The following is an 18544-nucleotide window of genomic DNA, read 5'->3' on the forward strand; positions in this document are numbered from 1 at the left end:
GACTGCGACGAAATGACTACTGCACCAATCAGGCGGTTGAGATAAGCTGGCAAAAACACAATAAGGTGCAGGGAGAGCATCATGAGCGAGTTAAAACAAGACATTACCTTACTGTCCGGTATCGGTCAGTTATCCACCACGTTACTTGGGACAGGGTTATTTATGGTCCCGGCGATTGCAGCAGGAATTGCCGGCCACTTCTCTTTATGGGCTTGGCTGATCTTGTTTGTCGCGATCTGTCCGATAGGCTTAACCTTCGCCCAATTGGGTAAACGCTACCCCAACGCAGGTGGGACCGCCTTTTTTGTTCGTAAAGCGTTTAACCCACGCCTAGAAAAAAGCGTCGCTTGGTTGTTTTTGAGTGTAATTCCCGTCGGGGTGCCGGCTGCCATCGCTCTGGCCGCTGGTTTTCTCCAGCCACTACTGCCGTTCAACCTCAGTTCTTCGCTGTTTGCTCAGTTACTCACCGTCGCGTTACTGGTCGGAGTTAATCTCGCAGGGGCAAAATCATCCGGTCAACTGCAAAGCGTGATTGCCATCGTTATCTTCGCTCTGATTGGCGCGTTTTGGTGGCAAGGAGACTTATCCCCTGCCGACCTTGCCCTGCCTACGCTGACCTCATCCGGCATCGCATCGATTGGCGTGGCTTTGGGTGTGATGTTCTGGTGTTTTGTCGGTATCGAGGCCTTTGCTCATATGGGAGAAGAGTTTAAAAATCCACATAGAGACTTTCCCATTGCGATTATTATCGGTTGCTTTGTAGCCGGGGCGACCTATTGGCTCTGTTCGGTGATCATTCTCAAAATGGGCGCCTACGGCAGCGCCGACTTTGACAGCGCGTCGATTCCTTGGCTATCTGAACAGCTGTTTGGCACTCAATTTAAAATATTGATCAGCGTTATCGGATTTGCCGCCTGCTTCGCTAGTGTCAACCTGTATACCCAAAGCCTGTCTCGGATGCTGTGGGCGCAAGCGCGCGACTATAACCCTGCCAGCGGAATCGCCCGTTTATCGATTCGCGGCGTTCCGGCCAATGCGACTCTCGCCGTGGGCGGCGTTGTGGCGCTCTCTTGTGTGGCTGGCGATGTATCTGGATTGAATCTTGAGTTTTTCCTCAAACTGGCCAACGGGATTTTCGTACTGGTCTATTTACTGGCGATGTTAGCTGCCTTTAAACTGCTGACTGGATTCGGCCGTGCCCTAGCGGGCGTAGCATTGCTATTGTGCAGCGCCGTGTTTCTCTGTTTAGGTTGGTCTATGCTCTACGCGGTTGTGGTGTTTGGCTTACTCAATTTGCCTTGGGGAAGGTGGCGCGTAGCCAGACCAAGCTAAGTTGTGATCAACAACCGCAATTAAAAAGCACCACTTCAACGGATGCTTTTTATTTTCCTCTACTTGTATCCAACTCAGCGCTTTTTCCGTATAACTCTATCAGCGACAGGGAGAAGAGATATGCCAACCAAAGAACGTAGCCTACCTACTCACCGACTTTCAAGATTGGGAAAATTTGCCTCACTCGCTACTCGCGTGGCAGGCAATGTACTGAGCGAAGGTACCAAACAAATTGTTCAAGGCAATCGCCCCAAGGCTCGTGACCTTCTCCTCACACCACAAAATGTGTCGCGTCTCACTGATCAACTCGCTCATCTGCGCGGCGCAGCCATGAAGCTTGGGCAGATGCTGTCGATGGATGCTGGCGATATCTTAGAGCCTGAACTGGCTGATATTCTGGCCCGCCTGCGATCCAGCGCTGACCCTATGCCAGCCAAACAGCTTAATCAGGTGTTAGTCAATGCACTCGGTACAGAATGGAAAAATGAGTTCCTCGCCTTCAACTTCAAGCCTGTCGCCAGCGCATCAATCGGCCAAGTTCACCTAGCTTATAGTGATGATGGCGAAAAGCTCGCGGTAAAAGTGCAATACCCAGGTATTCGCCAAAGTATCGACAGTGATGTCGACAACGTCGGTACCCTGCTTAAGATCGTCGGCTTGATCCCTGAATCGGTCGATTACAAAGGTTTGCTTGAAGAAGCGAAAAAGCAGCTCCATGATGAAGCCGATTATCAACGTGAAGCCCAATTCATGCAGCGCTACCGCACGGCCTTACAAAACAGCCCTCATTTTGTCGTACCTAAACTTTTCTCACACAGCAGTTCCCAGTCGGTGTTGGCGATGAGCTTCATTGATGGGCAAAGTATAGAAAGTATCGAAAACGCCAATCCGCAGACCCGTGACTTTGTCATGCACGCTCTGCTTGAACTGCTGTTTAAGGAGCTATTTGAGTTCAAAATGGTGCAAACCGATCCTAACTTTGCCAATTATCTCTATCTCGAGGAAAGTCAGCAAATCGGTTTGCTCGATTTCGGCGCAACCCGTGACTATAGCGAGCGGTTCAGTTCGGGCTATAAGAAAGCGTTCATCAGTGTGATTCATAACGATGAACAAGGATTAAACGAAGCGCTCGAACAAATTGGATTCTTTAGCCAAAGTATACTCCCCGAGCAGCGCCAAGCCGTTTTGGATTTGGTTCATCTGGCTTGTGAACCCATGCTGGTAGATGAAAAGTATGACTTTAAAGCGAGTGGGCTAGCACAGCGTCTACGCGATGCTGGCACCATACTAAGCATGGAACAAGACTACTGGCATACGCCACCTGCCGACGCCCTTTTCCTGCACCGGAAAATTGGTGGCATGTACCTATTGGCGGCACGAATCGGTGCAAAAGTAAACATTCGCCAGCTTGTGCTCCCTTATCTGACTATGCAGGACCAATAGGGTATTGTTTTTCTTCTCCTTTCGAGTACCTTGAAGTATAACCAACAAAAATAATCTCTTTTTCGAGGTACTCTGTGAGTCAGTTTCAGGATCTCTCTCTGCTTATCGAACAAATCGGCAAGGCTGATGAAGATCAGCACGCGCCCATTCTTAATGAAGCGATCGAACAAGGCTTAGAGCCTGGGTCTGTTGCGCTGATACTTGAAGCTTTCCCTATCGAAGAGCGTGTGAAGCTATGGCGCAGCCTCCCTCTTGAACTGCACATCGAAGTGTTGACCGAGGCGCGTGCCGAAGTGCGACACTCAGTCATCGATCAACTATCTGACACCGAGCTCAAGCTCACTCTGGCCAAACTCGATAACTTATCCTTAATTGAATGGGCCGACTCACTTCCCGAAGAGATCATTAATGAAGCGCTGCATCTGATCGAAAAAGATGAGCTAGAGCTCTACGATCAGGCCAATCAGTACCAAGATGATGAGTTAGGGCGTTGGGCAGAAAGAAAAGTCGTCACTCTGCCATTCAACATATCAGTCGATAAAGCCAAAATCTTGATGGAGCGTTATAGCTACGATGCCCCCCAACAAATCTACTTGATCAACAAGCGCAAGCAGTTCCGCGGCTTGGTTAGCTATATTGACCTGCTGCGAGCCGAGCCAAATGAACGCTTGCGTAACTTAGCGGTTGATAATGTACTAACTTTAGATGCCAACCTGACCCTTGCCGAGAGCATTGAATCGTTGGAACACTCCTCATTGTCCGCCATGCCTGTCGTAGATGAACAACAAACTCTAATCGGTGAAGTTGACTGGCACTTTGCGTTGGGCACTCAGCGCGAAATATACGAAGCTCGCCTAATGGCCGGTACTGGTATGGATGAGGGTGACGACCTATTTGCCCCGGTGATCAAAAGTTCGCAAAAACGTGGCGTATGGCTTGGTATCAACTTATTGACCGCCATTTTAGCCTCAGTAACGATTGGGCTATTCGAAGATGTCATTGCCCAAGTCGTGGCACTGGCGGTGCTGATGCCAATAGTGGCATCAATGGGCGGTATTGCGGGAAGTCAAACCCTAACGCTCATGGTACGCGCGATGGCGCTCAATCAGATCACTACGGGCAACCGATGGGCATTGCTTAAGAATGAAATAGGTATTGGCTCGATTAATGGTCTGCTGTGGGCACTGATCATCGGCGCGTTAGCTGGGCTGTGGTTTCAATCCACTGTGCTAGGCGCCACCATCGCGCTGGCGATCATTGTCAATATCATCACGGCAGCCATGTTTGGTGTGTTGATCCCAATTGCACTCGACAAGCTCAAGCTTGATCCAGCGCTAGCGGGTTCGGTAATCCTCACCACGGTAACCGACGTGGTTGGATTTTTTGCCTTTTTAGGTACCGCGAGCTTAGTGATGCTTTAACTGCGTTAACTATGCAATCATCAGTAGCAATTTCAACACTGTTCGCATTTTGCACTTTCAATATGCAATAGCGACGGCCACTTTCAACCTAAAACGCGCAAATACTGCGCAATTTGGCACTATAAAAGTTGGCACATATGCTGCAATATATTAGATGACCCTTATTAAGCCGAGGGTCACCTAGCCAACTGACGTTGTTAGTGAACCAGATTTTGTTCACACCTATATCAGCCAATCTCACTCCTTGAGGTTGGCTTTTTTTATTCATCGATGAGTGCTCTGAGCGACCTTGCCTAATCGACATAAAAAAGGGAAGCCTTGTTCGCTTCCCTATTATGACCTTGACTAAATCACTATGCCTTGCTCACCCGCTTAAACGGTCGGATGGCGGTAATTCGCAATTGGTGTTTTTTCTTCAACTGAATATGGCATAGCTCCAGTATCAAACCAAATGCCATCGCAAAATAGACGTAGCCTTTGTTGACGTGAATTGCAAAACCTTCCGCCATCAACAGCCCTCCCAATAACACTAAAAAGAGCAACGCTAAGGTCTTAAACCCAGGATACTTGGTGACCAAGTGATTGATCTTTTCCGCGGTTAATACCATGACGACCGCAGACGCCAGTATCGCCGCGACCATCACTGGCACCTCACTGGTCAAGCCGACGGCGGTAATGACCGAGTCCATTGAAAACACGGCGTCGACCGCGACAATCTGCAACAGCACAACAGCAAGTCCAGTGCGAACGTGTGTCGAGTGCGCGGCACTGTGGTGCGTTAACCAAGCCCACAGCTCTTTAGCACTTTTGGCGAGTAGAAATACGCCACCCAATATCATAATCACATCACGCCCAGTAAATGCCACTTGAGCTAACTGGAACAATGGCTGAGTTAACGACATCACCCAAGAAATCGAGAAGACCAAGACGATACGCGCAGCAACCGCCAAGGTGATACCTAGGTTACGAGCCAGTTTACGCTGATGTTGTGGCAGTCGCTCACACAATACGGAGATAAACACGACATTATCGACGCCGAGTACTATCTCGAGCACAAATAGCGTGGCAAAAATAGCCCAAATTTCAGGTTGTAATAAGAGTTCTAACATTGAGAGACCTCCACCACGGTGGAAGCGAAGGGAGTATTGAGTCGACTAAAGGGGTCGTCCATTAAGAGCATTACCTCTGTTGCTTAGGGATCGGTAGTAAATCACCACACCACAAACAAGGCAATATCATCAAATGTAACCAAATATTTCGAACAAAAGAAAACCCCACTAGGCTTTCACCTAGTGGGGTTCATTCTTACTCGCAGCAATCCGGCTACTAATAGGTGCTCCCTGCATCTATTCCTTGATAGCACACTGAATCCTTCAGCACTGTCCTTATCATCGCCTTCCTAGCGGTGTCCTTGGCCGTCCAGCCCGTTAGCTATCCAAGCTAACTCTCTTCACTTGTCCTTAAGCGGTGTCCTAGCTCTATCATCCTGATAGATTTTGCCTTAGTCCGTTAAGCGTCCATTGTCTTTCCTTGTGTAACCATCCTAGTTACTAGCGTCCAGCCAATGTCCTTTGCTATCCATGCCAATTACTCATCCTGAATAATCGAATCTTCTTCCTGAAGATGACCTATCCTTGGGTCTTTCCTGTTCCGTGTCGGCTTCCTGCTGACACATTAAGATTATGCGATGAGCTGTTTTTCACAACGCTTGTTGCTACTTTTAGCCAAGCAGATAACGATTGCATTTTAAACAAATACAATATATTCATATAGTTACAGGCGTTAAATCTTCATTTTCTTGCGAACAACTTAAGTTTTACTTACGTCATTGTGAGAGATCTCTTACATGACAAAGAGACGATCTCTTGCTGGTGGTGATTTATCAAACAACACAAAATGTGATCTCAAACAGGCCCTTAGTATTATCAAGCGTGGATTGTCTCTGTCATTGCGGGTTTTTCTGGACTATCAGAGGCGAAATTAGGATATTATGGCCAGATCTAAATCACATTACTTGTTTCCATCTTGCAGAGGACGATTGAATGATTTCTAAGTGGGCTCAACGCTTTTACCAAATGGCAGAACTTGTTGGCTCTTGGAGTAAGGATCCCTCCACCCAAGTCGGTGCTGTCATCACCAAACAAAATCGGATTGTCTCGGTAGGTTTCAACGGTTATCCGCATGGTATTTCGGATAGTGCCATTACGGATGACCGTGAAATGAAATACCTCAAAACGCTCCACGCTGAAGAGAATGCCATTCTATTCGCTAAACGCGACCTAGATGGCTGTGAGATCTGGGTGACTCATTTTCCTTGTCCAAACTGCGCTGCCAAAATTATTCAAACGGGTATTTCCGCTGTTCACTGTCCGGAGCAGACAGAAGACTTTTTATCGCGCTGGGAAGACAAGATTAAAGTGAGTCAGGAGATGTTTCTCCAAGCGGGTGTAAAAGTAAACTGGTTACCACTCGAAGACATACAAACCCAATAAGTTCTGTCTGCGGTTAACTACCTAAGTGAACCGCAGCAACCTTGAACACCCTTAATTTGATTTCATCTCAACAGCCATAGCAAACCAATGAAAGATGCGCTGTTTTGTCGTCATCACGACCATTTTGCTTCCTACCCAGTAAAAACCGGCTTTTATCCCGATTATTTTTTTAACTCATGGCGAAGTCCTCGTTCAGAAGCCATAATTAACCATTCGCCGAAAGTTTTAGGTCGCAACCACTATTCATTGTTTACTAATTAAGTAGATCTAGTGACCAAAGTCGGTTTTATCTTATGAACCTATCACTACTGTTACACAAAATGTGTGCTTCAAGTATTTTTCTTCGCAAAATAAGGCGTCAGTAATCAAAAAGTCAATACGATCAACTGCTAGACCAAACCAAAAACAACCACCACAAATCCCCCTATTTTTAGCATAAAAGCCAAGCATTAATTTTACTAGCAGAATAAGATGTTAGGCATTACAATCCTGCCGCATAAAAATTACAAATTTAATACAAATTTTAGTCCACTCTACTCGATACCCTACAATCGCAAAGTAGAGTCAGTCCCCCAAAACGTGAAAGGTCCACATATACAATGAGCCCAGAGAAACATCTCCTAGATTGGCAAACGAGCCAAACGATTGCGGAAACTATCTCTCCACTTCTTGGTCAACTTTATCGCCACAAAGGGGTTGAAGTACTCCTGTTTGGCAAAACTCTAGTTAACGCGGCGACGATTGATATCATCAAAGCTCACCGGCTAGCCCGCCGTTACACGGATACCGCACTTAGCCCCCAGCAAACGCTTCCTCTTATCAAAGCGCTGGCGGAAATGGAACTTTCTCCTTGTCGCATCGACATTGGTCAGCTCGCCCATCAGTTCTGGAAAGATCGCGATGACGAGCACGGTGTAAAAGACTTTCTTCATACTTCCTTGCTCGGTGCAATGAACGGCGAAACGGTCACCGAACCACGCGATGTTGTGCTGTACGGTTTTGGCCGCATTGGTCGCCTATTGACGCGCTTGTTGGTCGAAAAATCTGGCCCCGGCTACCCGCTTCGCCTGCGTGCTGTTGTCGTCCGTGGGGGTAAAAAAGGTGACTTAGAGAAACGCGCAAGCTTGCTTCGCCGCGACTCAGTTCATGGTCAATTTAACGGTAGTATTGTGGTCGATGAAGAGCGAAAAGCAATCATCGCCAATGGCAACTATATCCAGTTCATTTATGCCAACAAGCCGGAAGAGGTAGACTACACTCACTACGGCATCAACAACGCTCTGGTTGTCGATAATACTGGCGTATGGCGAGACGCTGAAGGTTTAAGCCAGCATCTAGCATGTGGTGGCGCAGAAAAAGTCCTACTCACCGCACCGGGTAAAGGCGATATCAAAAACGTCGTATTTGGTGTCAATGACAGTGTTATCCAAGCTGAAGATACGATTATCTCCGCGGCAAGCTGTACCACCAACGCGATTACACCGGTGCTCAAAGCAATCAATGACAAATTTGGCGTGACATCTGGTCATATCGAAACGGTGCACTCATTTACCAACGACCAAAACTTGATTGATAACTTCCATTCTGGCGAGCGTCGCGGTCGCAGCGCGTCACTGAATATGGTGCTGACTGAAACGGGTGCGGCAAAAGCGGTGGCAAAAGCCTTACCAGAGCTAGCAGGCAAGCTGACAGGTAACGCGATTCGAGTTCCGACCCCGAACGTATCCATGGCGATCGCCAACCTCAACTTAGTAACGGGCACCGACAAAGAACAGCTCAACGCTTACTTACGTGAAATGGCGCTTAAGTCTGAGTTATCGGCGCAAATTGACTACACAGAATCAACTGAAATTGTCTCGACAGATTTGGTTGGCTCGCGCTTTGCGGGTGTAGTCGATGGGGCTGCTACCATCGCCCAAGACAATCGCTGCGTCTTGTATATTTGGTATGACAACGAGTTTGGTTACAGCTGTCAGGTGGTCCATTGTATGGAGCAAATGATGGGTGTACGCTATAAAACTTACCCCAGCCAGTAAGACTGTCAGCCGAATATTATAGAATATCGCCCCTCATAGGTAGGGGCAAAACTCCACAACATAATAGCTATAATAATCCCCCGTATTTGCCATCCTTGGGTTCTTAGGATGGCTTTTTTTGGTTATCCAACGAGAGATCAGATTTAATCCCGCTGATAAAAACTCTTGTTCATGTTTGATTCATTTGCCCACCGTTATCTTAGTCAGATAATAGAGAGGTAATAATTATGAATAGAGCTATTTCTGGTATTCTGACACTGTTTATCGGTGTATTCACACTCCTGTTCACCCTGATATTGGCGATCCCATTGACTATCGTTGCGCTTATCACAGGCAAAAAAATTGAGAAGTCACTCAAGATGCAGCGCGAAATGTTTTCTCATTCAAGCGATCGATCAGTACTCGAAGGGGAGTATGAAGAGGTATCAAAACAGTAACGGACCCAGCTCAATGATACGAAGAACTCTGTGGTTAATTTTCTCTTGTACCGCTTTGCTCAGCCTTAGTTTAAGCGGCTGTAGCTCAGCGTCCCAAGCCCCTGAATATAGAGCCGCGGACGCGCTCCCCAACTACGCTCAACCTAGCTTCGCTGCTTACATCCGCGACACCCAAGCTTGGCTTGAGCAACATCGTATTTTCCTCACTCAAGACAAGTCCACTGAGTTAGGATTGGTCACTCCGCAAGAATTTCGACCTAAGAAGCCCAATGGTCAGGGCGTACTTTTAGTACACGGTTTAGGTGATTCTCCCTATTCGTTTATCGATATCGCGACCCACTTGGCCAAGCAAGGCTATCTGGTTCGCACCATCCTTCTGCCGGGTCACGGGAGTAAAGTCGGTGACTTACAACTGCCCTCTTATAACGACTGGCAAGGCACCGTTAAGCATCATATTCAGTTGCTAAAACAAGATACCGATTCCATCTGGCTAGGCGGCTACTCAACTGGCGCTAACCTAGTGACCGAGCATGCCGTTGACGATCCTTCCATCAATGGTTTACTGCTGTTTTCTCCCGCGCTACAACCCCTTTCCGGTGCGGTAAAATACGCCAAACTTGCCAGCTACTTCATTACCTGGGCAGACCAAGACCCAGAAGATAACCCATTGCGCTATAACTCCCTGCCAATGAATGCGGCCGCCGTGTATTACCAAACATCCACCCAAGTGAGAGCGTCACTGTTGGGAAAAACCTATGACAAGCCAGTGTTCATATTGATGAGCGAAGGCGATAAAGTGATCGATAGCCAGTTCGTGACTGAAGTATTTTCAACGCAAATGACTCATCCGGCTAGCCACTTGGTGTGGCAAGGCGAGAAAGAAACTGGCATTGCAAGAACTACACGTTTTAGTATGCGCTTACCTGAGCTACACATTTCGAATGGCTCACACATGGGGCTGCTGTTCTCGCCCGACAACCCCTATTACGGACGCCATGGTATGCATCGAATTTGCAGTAATGGCCAAGGAGACGAGCTAGAACCGAAATGTTCGAGTAGCGAGGTATGGTATTCTGCGTGGGGCTATCGTGAAGAGGGAAAAATTCATGCGCGGCTCACTTTCAATCCTTACTTTACCCAAAGCATGGCAATCATGGATAGCGTTATGCGCTCAGCCCGCTAAAACCTGGCTTATCTCCTAGCAGAGGATAGTTGTTGCGCAAGATTGAGTGGTTTGTTATTAAAGAGTGACAATAATAACCACAGGAATGAGTGATGAGTACTGGTCAACGAGATTTAACCCTGCGCTTTCTTGCCGAACCCAGTGACGTCAATTTTGGCGGCAAAGTTCACGGCGGCGCCGTAATGAAATGGATTGACTTAGCGGCCTATGCCAACGCGGCGGCGTGGAGCGGGAAATACTGTATTACCGCCTACGCGGGTGGGATTCGTTTTGTCGCTCCAATTCATGTCGGCAACCTGGTCGAAGTGAGCGCCAAGGTCATCTACACTGGCCGTAGCTCGATGCACATCGCGATTGATGTTCAAGCGAGCGATCCTAAGGAACTAAAAAACCGCCTCACCACCCACTGCATCGTGATCATGGTGGCAGTCGACGAAGACGGTAAGCCGACAGACGTGCCTGATTGGGTTCCTCATACCGCGGAAGATATCGCACTTCGCGACTCGGCGATTCGATTGATGAACATGCGCAAGCAGATTGGCGAAGAGATGGAAGCGCACGTCAAATATTTGAAGTAGTTTATCTAAACTCAATGTAGCTGGCGAAAGAAACCCACCAGCTACACTCTCACATCCCCCGGCTGTCATCTTTCCTTCATCTTAGTTTGCTTAAATCCGCTAACTAAATCGCGCATTAAAGGAATCAGTCTTGTCTCTGTGTGACATTACATTAACGGAATCCACTCTGCTTAATCTTAAGTCGGTCGAATATCAATGGGTACGTACCCTGTATGTGGAAGGCTATGGTGAGCAAGAGATCAACCGTTATATCCGCGCCTGTTTTGGCGGTGACGAGACGTTCGCTGACCTGTTTAGACGAGTGGCTCTGTCACAAGAGAGTCACTATGTGCTGCTGCGCTATCTCGGCTGCGCCCCTTCCAGCCGTGAATTTTAGCAAGAAATTTCACTGTGACTCGCACAACAATGTAACCCGCTGCAAATCACTTAGACACTTTTTTTACCCGATCGCATTGATTTCTCCCTTTACTATCAATCACTAGCAGAGCTTTTACACTGCTCTAAACCAGCAAAAATCAGACACAAAAAAACCCGGGACAAAGCCGGGTTTTGGTTACAAAAACTGTTAGTAGTGAAATAGTAAGGAATCTAGCTAACAGCCAGCTATGCGTAACGCCAGTTCTGATCTCGACTTAACTGATCGGCGGCCAAACCAAAAGTGTTAAGTCTCAAACAAAATGGGCGACCTCGCGGTCGCCCTTATCGTTATTATTACCCTTTCACACCGCCGGCGGTTAATCCTCCGACCAACCAACGCTGCGCAAGTAAGAATACGACGGTAATTGGTAGCGCAGACAAAACTGCTGCTGCTGCAAAATCGCCCCATAGATAGTTCTGTGGGTATAAATACTGCTGCATACCAACCGCTAATGTGTATGAGTTTACATCAGAAAGTAACAAAGATGCTACCGGAACTTCACCTACTACCATAATGAACGACAGAATAAACACCACCGCCAAAATAGGCACAGACAGAGGTAGCAGCACCAATCGGAATGCTTGCCATGGTGTAGCACCGTCTAACGCGGCTGCTTCTTCCAATGAACCATCAATGGTTTCGAAGTAGCCTTTTATGGTCCATACGTGCAGTGCGATCCCCCCCAGATAAGAGAAGATCAGACCTCCGTGAGTATTCAACCCCAAGAACGGAATGTACTGACCCAGCTTATCAAACAAAGCATATAGTGCCACCAGTGCCAGTACCGCTGGGAACATTTGGAAAATCATCATCGCTTTAAGGATGGTGTTCTTACCTTTGAACTTCATACGAGCAAATGCATACGCAGACGTGGTAGATAGACACACGATCAAGATAGAAGAGATGCCCGCAACCTTGACTGAGTTCCACAACCAAGTCAGGACAGGGAACGGCGGTGGCGTCACCGTTCCATCGGCGTTGGTGACAGAAAAGCCCAACGCTAGCTTCCAGTGTTCAAGTGACGGATTCTCTGGGATCAGGCTACCTGTCGCGAAGTTACCTTCACGAAACGAAATCGCGATAATCATCAACAGTGGGAAAATAATCAGTGATAAAAACGCCCACAGTGCGATGTGTGTAGCCCACACTCGGTATTTTAAAGACTTACCTTGTACCATTGCCATTTGTTGTCTCCTTAATCCTGAGCGACTTTTGTTACACGTAGGTTGAGTAGCGCCAGCGCCCCTACAAGTAAGAAGATAAGTGTTGCGATTGCACTTGCTAGACCAAAGTCTTGACCACCCGCCCCTTCGAAGGCAATACGATAGGTGTAGTTTACTAGCAAATCAGTATAACCAGCAGGCTCTGAGGTACCGATCATGTTTGGTCCACCTTGAGTCAACAGCTGAATCAATACGAAGTTATTGAAGTTGAACGCAAACGCCGCGATTAGCAATGGCGTTAGAGGTTTAATCATCAAAGGCAACGTGATCTTGGTAAAGTTGGAAATAAAGTTTGAGCCATCGATAGCCGATGCTTCATAGAGGTCGTCGGGAATCGCTTTAAGTAGGCCCATACATAAAATCATCATGTAAGGGAAACCGAGCCAAGTGTTTACAATAAGGATCATAGTCTTGGCAAGAACTGGGTCTGAGAACCATGTCGGGCTAATACCAAATAGGCCTTCAAGCACCATGTTCACTTCACCAAAACTCTGGTTGAATAGACCTTTGAAAATCAGAATCGAAATAAAAGCAGGAACCGCGTAAGGTAAGATCAAGAGTACGCGGTAAATAGCACGACCTTTTAACGCTTCCCACTGCACAACACTGGCCAAAATTAAACCAATGAAGACCGTTAACCCGACACTGGCAGCAGAGAACACCACAGTCCAAATAAAGATGCTGATAAACGGCTCTTTGATGCCATCATCTTTCCACACACGCTCGAAGTTGTCGCTGCCGATGTTAACGATGAAGCCAGGTGAAACCGTGTCACCGACAAAGTCACCGTTGTCATCAATAGGCTGGTAGAATCCCACGTCGGCGTTAGGACGGAGCAATTGTTGCGTACGATTGTTGTATAAGGTTTCACCATCGGCTTGCAGAGTATAAAGCGGTACTACTGCGGCGAACTTACGCAGACCACTCATACGGATGTCTTCACCGGTCGGTAGGTGGAGATCCAGTTCAGACAGGGCAGAGCGGTTTTGAATGATGGTTTTTATTTTTTCTTTTTGTCCGTCTACGCCTTCAACCGGCAGAAGGTCCATATCCGCAGCGGTCAAACTAGCAAGCTCAAAAGAGTCGGTGGCGAGAAGCTGTTCGCCATCTTCAATCACGATGCGATGACCTTGTTCTGTACTATACAGGGCAAAAGAGTAGTTTTTACCGCTTTGGAACGTTCTGTCTAATAAAACGCTTTGCGCACGGTCGAAAGAGAGCTGGTTTTTCGCACTGTAGTTTGTGAATGCAAGACCTATGGTATACGCCAATGGAAATAGGATGAACAGAATCATCCCCGCCACACCTGGATAGATATAGCGGTGGGCATAGGTCTTTTTACTACCAAAAATAAAAAGTGCCAGTGCAGTAAGAATCACAGTAAGAAGCGCAAACGCCATCTCACCGCGGGAATACATTAGAATGGTCGCGTAACCGTTAAGAATACCAATGGAGCCGAGAAGCCCCCACTTAATCAGTACGTTTTTACTTGAAGGCAAGCTCGTTGTGGGTGATGGCATAACACCTGAACCTTGAACTGACTGCATAATAGAACCTGCTAGCGATAATAAAAAGAAAAATGAAGGAGGGGTTACCCCCTCCTTAAAAAGGTAAAGCTTTATTTAGTCATTTGTTTTTCAGCGTCTGCAAGAGCAGCATCCACTGTTTGACGACCATCAACGATATTGATGATGGCATTTTTCGCACTACCCCAGAACGCGTTCATTTGTGGGATGTTTGGCATGATTTCGCCGTTCATGGCGTTATCCATGGTAGCCGCAATGCGTTTATCAGAATCGAGTTCACGCTGGAACGAGTTAAGCGCAACGGCACCCAATGGTTTGTCGTCGTTCACTTTACGTAGACCATCGTTGGTCAATAGGTAGTTCTCGATGAACTCTACCGCTAGGTCTTTGTTTGGTGACGCAGTGCTGATACCTGCAGACAGAACGCCAACGAATGGCTTAGAAGATTGACCATTGAATTTAGGCAGCGTTGTCACGCCGTAATTGATGCCAGATTTTTCAATGTTGCCCCAAGCCCAAGGACCGTTAATCGTCATAGCAGTTTCGCCTTGGTTGAACGCCGACTCAGACACAGAGTAGTCCATATCTGAAGAGATAACGCCCTTCTCGACGAGGCCTTTAACGAAGTTCATCGCATCTTTTACACCCGCGTTGGCAATGCCCGCGTCTTTCACATCGTAGCCTTCTGCACCGTATTTGAATGCGTAACCGCCGTCAGCGGCCATAAGAGGCCAAGTGAAGTACGGTTCTTTTAGGTTCCACATGATCGCAGATTTGCCATCCGCTTTAAGCTTGGTATCAAGCGCAGCGACTTCTTCCCAGCTCTTAGGTGGATTTGGTACTAGGTCTTTGTTGTAGATAAGCGATAGAGACTCAACAGCCACTGGGTAACCAATCAACTTACCTTTGTATTTAACGGCATCCCATGCAAAATCAACGATACCTTCTTTAAGCTCTTGAGATGGGTTGATCTCAGTCAGTAGACCCGCTTCTGCGTAACCACCAAAACGGTCGTGAGCCCAGAACACAATATCAGGACCATCACCAGTCGCAGCCGTTTGTGGGAACTTGTCTTGCAACGCATCAGGGTGCGCCACTGTCACTTTAATGCCAGTGTCTTCTTCAAACTGTTTACCGACTTCAGCCAATCCATTGTAGCCTTTGTCGCCATTGATCCAGATAGTCAATTGACCTTCTTCGATAGCAGCATTTGCACCAAAAGAGCCAAGAGCAACAAGAGTTCCTAGTGCTACTGTGCTTAGGGCGTTTTTCATGTTCATATCCTTTTTATATTTGTGTTGTAGGGCTCCACCAGAGGTTTCGCCGTATTTCAGCAGTAATTTTCAGCCAAACTGACAAAAGACTCATCCTCCTACTCCCTACGCCCTACCTATTATGAACTATTTTCGTGATCCCTATCGTCAATGAACAACGACCAAGCTCACAAAAATTCGTTGTTGTGTGACTCAATTCACTCTCAATGACGGCAAATATTTGAGCTGGATCTCTGTCTGTATTCTCCACCCTAAAATGGCTCCTCCCTATCTACTCCCCCTACAATTTTTTTGCTTAGGAGGATGCAAACACAGGCGATATTTCACAAACTACAGCCATCCAAGAGTGGATGGTAAGAACCCTTTCCAGTAGCACGCAATAGGGTGACTGGTTACAATGCCGCTAGGGTTTGCGAAACGTACTCAAGTCACGTAGGTATTCAGGAAACTGATTCATTCGGGGGAGAAGCTTAGAGTACACGGGGGTAGCAAACCTGACTTTGGCTTGGTGGGTGATGTGAGGAACTCCATCACCCTATTTTCTTACACTTCAATTGATTGAATCCATTCCAATACCAAATTCCTACTGTTATTGCCTGCTCCAAAATTCATATAATGATAGGCAGTAAATTATAAAAATTGATCGAGGACGAGCTACATGGCGAGTGTCACGTTAAAAAATGTATGTAAAGCTTACGGTGACGTACTGATTTCCAAGAACGTTGATTTAGAAATCCAAGAGGGCGAATTTGTCGTTTTCGTCGGTCCGTCAGGCTGTGGTAAGTCAACACTACTCCGCTGTATCGCTGGTCTAGAAGACATCACATCAGGTGAGCTTTACATCGGCGATGAGCGCATGAACGATGTCGAACCATCAAAGCGCGGCGTGGGCATGGTTTTCCAATCATACGCCCTATACCCACACCTCAACCTTTACGACAACATGTCGTTTGGCCTTAAGTTAGCCAAAGCCAGCAAGGGTGAAATCGACAAGCGCGTTGAACACGCCGCAGAAGTTCTGCAGTTGAGCCACCTTCTTGAACGTCAACCTAAGGCGCTATCGGGTGGTCAGCGTCAGCGTGTTGCTATCGGTCGTACCTTAGTATCACAGCCAAATGTATTCCTACTCGACGAGCCACTGTCTAACCTTGATGCTGCGCTCCGTGTGCAAATGCGCTCTGAGATCACTAAACTGCAACGCAAACTCGGCTGTACCATGATTTACGTCACCCACGATCAGGTGGAAGCGATGACCATGGCAGACAAGATTGTCGTGCTCGACGCAGGTTTCGTTTCGCAAGTAGGCAAACCGCTTGAGCTCTACCACTACCCACAAAACCGTTTTGTTGCGGGCTTTATCGGTTCGCCAAAAATGAACTTTATGAGTGTCTTTATTGAAGCGGTAGAAAAAGACCGTGTGATGGTTCAACTGGCGAATGGCACGACGTTCTGGATTCCTGTCGATGGCACAACGGTCACTCGCGGCGAGCGTATGTCACTCGGCGTACGCCCAGAGCACTTACTTCCAGCCAATGAAGGCGATGCGACCATTGAAGGTGAAGTGAACATCGTTGAAAAACTTGGTAATGAAACTCAAGTTTACATGCACATTGACGCAGCAGACGCCGATATGATTTATCGTCAACCTGACACGCTTGCGGTTGAAGCTGGCGATACGCTGTCGGTCGGCATTCCGGCTCACCGCTGTCACCTATTCCACAGCGACGGTCAAGCGTGCCAACGCTTGCACAAAGAAGCGGGCATCGATTTCGAATAATCTGCCCTAAAGTAAAAAAGCCCAGCATTGAATGCTGGGCTTTTTGTTTTATGCTCACTTGGTAACGGGTGTGTAGCCGTACTCTTCAATGAGTTGCTTGGCATCATCACTTTGCAAATATTGAACAAATGATTTGGCGTTCGCATCGAGACGATCGAGATTGTACAGAACTAAAAATGGACGTGAGAGCTCATACTCTCGTTTAGCAATAGTCGCGCTGCTAGCCGTCACCCCTTCAAACTGAATCGCTTTAATCGAACTATCAACCGAGCCCCTCGAAACAAAGCCAATGGCCTGCTTGTTATGATTGACGATGGTTTTCACCATACTGTTACTATTGACGACCAAATTATCTGGATTAATGTCCGACACCAAACGACCATTGATGACCTTAGTTAATCCCATCAGGCTTTCAAAACTGTACCGGGAACCCGATGAGGCTTCTCGCGTGACCACGGCAATATCTTGATCGCTACCGCCGAGCTGTTTCCAATTGGTAATCTTACCTTTGTAAATATCAAACAACTGCTCACGGGTGATGTTTTCAATGGGATTCGCTTTGTTCACCACCACTGCCAAGCCATCAAAAGCTATCGGTGCTACAACTAAGGTTTCGTCAAGCTCACTCTCTGTCAAGTAACGTGAACTCATCCCGATGTCCGCCACCCCTTTTTTTACCAAACTAATACCGGCACTAGAGCCAACGCCCTGCACAGCGACATAGCTTTCCTTGTGAGTGGCATTATACTGCTCAGCAAGCACGTCCATTACGCGCGCCACGGAAGTCGAACCTGAAACGTTCACTTCGTCCGCCAGTAATGTAGCGCTGAATAGTGAACTGGATAGTAGTGTTGCTAGCGCGACACGGAACATATTTTTCTCCCAAACGAAACGGTCTAATTGATATCGGCGCCTATGTTATGTCGATTAGATGACATTTTTGTGAAAACCTATACAGACATGACCGGATCTTGTATCTACTATCAATAAACCCGAGTATGGTAAGCAACAGAGTTAAGAGGCAACAAGCGAGACCGAGCGTCATGGAATTGGTAAGTTTGCTCCAAAGACAAGTCGAGAGCCGAGCACAGCAAATCTGCAAGCAGCGCAACCAAAGTACGCCAGCGGAGTTGGGTAAGGCAAGCTATGAAACGCTACACAACGGGGTTGTGTTTATTAAGCAGCACTTTTTACTCGACTCTAGCCACTGCCACTACATGAACCCCGTGGCGAAAGTGGCTTGGAATCAAGATCTCCACCTTTGGCAGTTGTTTACGCCCCATGATAACGAACTCGAAACTTGGCTGCCCTATCCGTTTCTAGCACAAAGCAGCGATCTCACGGCTATCATGCGCGAAGTGGCCAAAGACCCAAAAGCGATATTCTGGAGCGACTAAAGCTCCT

General features: G+C 47.4%; 16 protein-coding genes. 11 read left to right on the top strand and 5 right to left on the bottom strand.

The genetic code is table 11. From position 1 onward, the window contains the following. Nucleotides 1–81 precede the first annotated feature (81 nt). The 3 genes from yjeH to FCU94_RS16130 all read left to right on the top strand — a co-directional run bounded on the left by yjeH (nucleotide 82) and on the right by FCU94_RS16130 (nucleotide 4196). Nucleotides 82–1332: an L-methionine/branched-chain amino acid transporter gene (yjeH, locus tag FCU94_RS16120; protein ID WP_176289499.1), complete on the top strand. Its 1251-nt coding sequence runs from the start codon at nucleotides 82–84 to the stop codon at nucleotides 1330–1332. A gap of 120 nt (nucleotides 1333–1452) precedes the next feature. Beyond that, nucleotides 1453–2775 carry an ABC1 kinase family protein gene (locus FCU94_RS16125; RefSeq protein ID WP_176289500.1) on the top strand — a complete coding sequence of 441 codons (1323 nt, stop codon included), beginning with the start codon at nucleotides 1453–1455 and terminating at the stop codon, nucleotides 2773–2775. Nucleotides 2776–2849: 74 nt separating this feature from the next. Further along, nucleotides 2850–4196, top strand: a complete 1347-nt coding sequence (locus FCU94_RS16130) for a magnesium transporter (protein ID WP_176289501.1) — start codon at nucleotides 2850–2852, stop codon at nucleotides 4194–4196. Between the two features lie 353 nt (nucleotides 4197–4549). Here FCU94_RS16130 and FCU94_RS16135 read toward each other — a convergent pair whose 3' ends face one another. Next, nucleotides 4550–5305, bottom strand: a complete 756-nt coding sequence (locus FCU94_RS16135; protein WP_176289502.1) for a TerC family protein — start codon at nucleotides 5303–5305, stop codon at nucleotides 4550–4552. A gap of 933 nt (nucleotides 5306–6238) precedes the next feature. Here FCU94_RS16135 and FCU94_RS16140 point away from each other — a divergent pair. The 6 genes from FCU94_RS16140 (at nucleotide 6239) to FCU94_RS16165 (ending at nucleotide 11298) form a co-directional block, all read left to right on the top strand. Next, nucleotides 6239–6688, top strand: a complete 450-nt coding sequence (locus FCU94_RS16140; RefSeq protein ID WP_176289503.1) for a dCMP deaminase family protein — start codon at nucleotides 6239–6241, stop codon at nucleotides 6686–6688. 599 nt (nucleotides 6689–7287) lie between these two features. Then, a complete protein-coding gene (locus FCU94_RS16145) occupies nucleotides 7288–8724 on the top strand; it encodes a glyceraldehyde-3-phosphate dehydrogenase (RefSeq protein WP_176289504.1) in 1437 nt (478 codons plus the stop codon). A 227-nt stretch (nucleotides 8725–8951) separates the two neighbouring features. After that, complete coding sequence (locus FCU94_RS16150; protein ID WP_176289505.1) at nucleotides 8952–9161, top strand: hypothetical protein; 210 nt, start codon at nucleotides 8952–8954, stop codon at nucleotides 9159–9161. Nucleotides 9162–9174: 13 nt separating this feature from the next. Further along, nucleotides 9175–10344, top strand: coding sequence for an alpha/beta hydrolase (locus FCU94_RS16155; RefSeq protein ID WP_176289506.1), 1170 nt, complete (start codon nucleotides 9175–9177; stop codon nucleotides 10342–10344). Nucleotides 10345–10436: 92 nt separating this feature from the next. Next, on the top strand, nucleotides 10437–10922 hold the full coding sequence (locus tag FCU94_RS16160) for an acyl-CoA thioesterase (RefSeq protein WP_176289507.1): 486 nt from the start codon (nucleotides 10437–10439) through the stop codon (nucleotides 10920–10922). A gap of 130 nt (nucleotides 10923–11052) precedes the next feature. Then, complete coding sequence (locus FCU94_RS16165; RefSeq protein ID WP_176289508.1) at nucleotides 11053–11298, top strand: hypothetical protein; 246 nt, start codon at nucleotides 11053–11055, stop codon at nucleotides 11296–11298. A gap of 335 nt (nucleotides 11299–11633) precedes the next feature. Here FCU94_RS16165 and malG read toward each other — a convergent pair whose 3' ends face one another. From malG to malE, 3 genes are all read right to left on the bottom strand, one after another. Next, a complete protein-coding gene (gene malG, locus FCU94_RS16170; protein ID WP_176289509.1) occupies nucleotides 11634–12524 on the bottom strand; it encodes a maltose ABC transporter permease MalG in 891 nt (296 codons plus the stop codon). Between the two features lie 11 nt (nucleotides 12525–12535). Further along, the gene (gene malF / locus FCU94_RS16175; RefSeq protein WP_176289510.1) at nucleotides 12536–14110 is read right to left on the bottom strand and encodes a maltose ABC transporter permease MalF; all 1575 of its coding nucleotides are present in this window, start codon (nucleotides 14108–14110) and stop codon (nucleotides 12536–12538) included. A 71-nt stretch (nucleotides 14111–14181) separates the two neighbouring features. After that, nucleotides 14182–15363: a maltose/maltodextrin ABC transporter substrate-binding protein MalE gene (gene malE, locus FCU94_RS16180; protein WP_176289511.1), complete on the bottom strand. Its 1182-nt coding sequence runs from the start codon at nucleotides 15361–15363 to the stop codon at nucleotides 14182–14184. Between the two features lie 658 nt (nucleotides 15364–16021). Between malE and malK the strand changes: the two genes are divergently transcribed. After that, on the top strand, nucleotides 16022–17140 hold the full coding sequence (gene malK / locus FCU94_RS16185) for a maltose/maltodextrin ABC transporter ATP-binding protein MalK (protein WP_176289512.1): 1119 nt from the start codon (nucleotides 16022–16024) through the stop codon (nucleotides 17138–17140). Between the two features lie 54 nt (nucleotides 17141–17194). Here malK and FCU94_RS16190 read toward each other — a convergent pair whose 3' ends face one another. Continuing rightward, nucleotides 17195–18013 carry a phosphate ABC transporter substrate-binding protein gene (locus FCU94_RS16190; RefSeq protein WP_176289513.1) on the bottom strand — a complete coding sequence of 273 codons (819 nt, stop codon included), beginning with the start codon at nucleotides 18011–18013 and terminating at the stop codon, nucleotides 17195–17197. Nucleotides 18014–18183: 170 nt separating this feature from the next. On the opposite strand from FCU94_RS16190, the gene FCU94_RS16195 reads away from it, so the two are divergent. Beyond that, on the top strand, nucleotides 18184–18537 hold the full coding sequence (locus FCU94_RS16195) for a DUF3024 domain-containing protein (RefSeq protein ID WP_176289514.1): 354 nt from the start codon (nucleotides 18184–18186) through the stop codon (nucleotides 18535–18537). Nucleotides 18538–18544 lie beyond the last annotated feature (7 nt).

The organism is Vibrio sp. JPW-9-11-11, from assembly GCF_013369335.1.
GTDB lineage: Bacteria > Pseudomonadota > Gammaproteobacteria > Enterobacterales > Vibrionaceae > Vibrio.

Bases quoted from the DNA above. Each gene is read 5' to 3' on its own strand.
- yjeH (WP_176289499.1), top strand. From the start codon at position 82: ATGAGCGAGTTAAAACAAGACATTACCTTACTGTCCGGTATCGGTCAG.
- FCU94_RS16125 (WP_176289500.1), top strand. From the start codon at position 1,453: ATGCCAACCAAAGAACGTAGCCTACCTACTCACCGACTTTCAAGATTG.
- FCU94_RS16135 (WP_176289502.1), bottom strand. From the start codon at position 5,305: ATGTTAGAACTCTTATTACAACCTGAAATTTGGGCTATTTTTGCCACG.
- FCU94_RS16140 (WP_176289503.1), top strand. From the start codon at position 6,239: ATGATTTCTAAGTGGGCTCAACGCTTTTACCAAATGGCAGAACTTGTT.
- FCU94_RS16145 (WP_176289504.1), top strand. From the start codon at position 7,288: ATGAGCCCAGAGAAACATCTCCTAGATTGGCAAACGAGCCAAACGATT.
- FCU94_RS16150 (WP_176289505.1), top strand. From the start codon at position 8,952: ATGAATAGAGCTATTTCTGGTATTCTGACACTGTTTATCGGTGTATTC.
- FCU94_RS16155 (WP_176289506.1), top strand. From the start codon at position 9,175: ATGATACGAAGAACTCTGTGGTTAATTTTCTCTTGTACCGCTTTGCTC.
- FCU94_RS16160 (WP_176289507.1), top strand. From the start codon at position 10,437: ATGAGTACTGGTCAACGAGATTTAACCCTGCGCTTTCTTGCCGAACCC.
- malG (WP_176289509.1), bottom strand. From the start codon at position 12,524: ATGGCAATGGTACAAGGTAAGTCTTTAAAATACCGAGTGTGGGCTACA.
- malF (WP_176289510.1), bottom strand. From the start codon at position 14,110: ATGCAGTCAGTTCAAGGTTCAGGTGTTATGCCATCACCCACAACGAGC.
- malE (WP_176289511.1), bottom strand. From the start codon at position 15,363: ATGAAAAACGCCCTAAGCACAGTAGCACTAGGAACTCTTGTTGCTCTT.
- malK (WP_176289512.1), top strand. From the start codon at position 16,022: ATGGCGAGTGTCACGTTAAAAAATGTATGTAAAGCTTACGGTGACGTA.
- FCU94_RS16190 (WP_176289513.1), bottom strand. From the start codon at position 18,013: ATGTTCCGTGTCGCGCTAGCAACACTACTATCCAGTTCACTATTCAGC.
- FCU94_RS16195 (WP_176289514.1), top strand. From the start codon at position 18,184: ATGGAATTGGTAAGTTTGCTCCAAAGACAAGTCGAGAGCCGAGCACAG.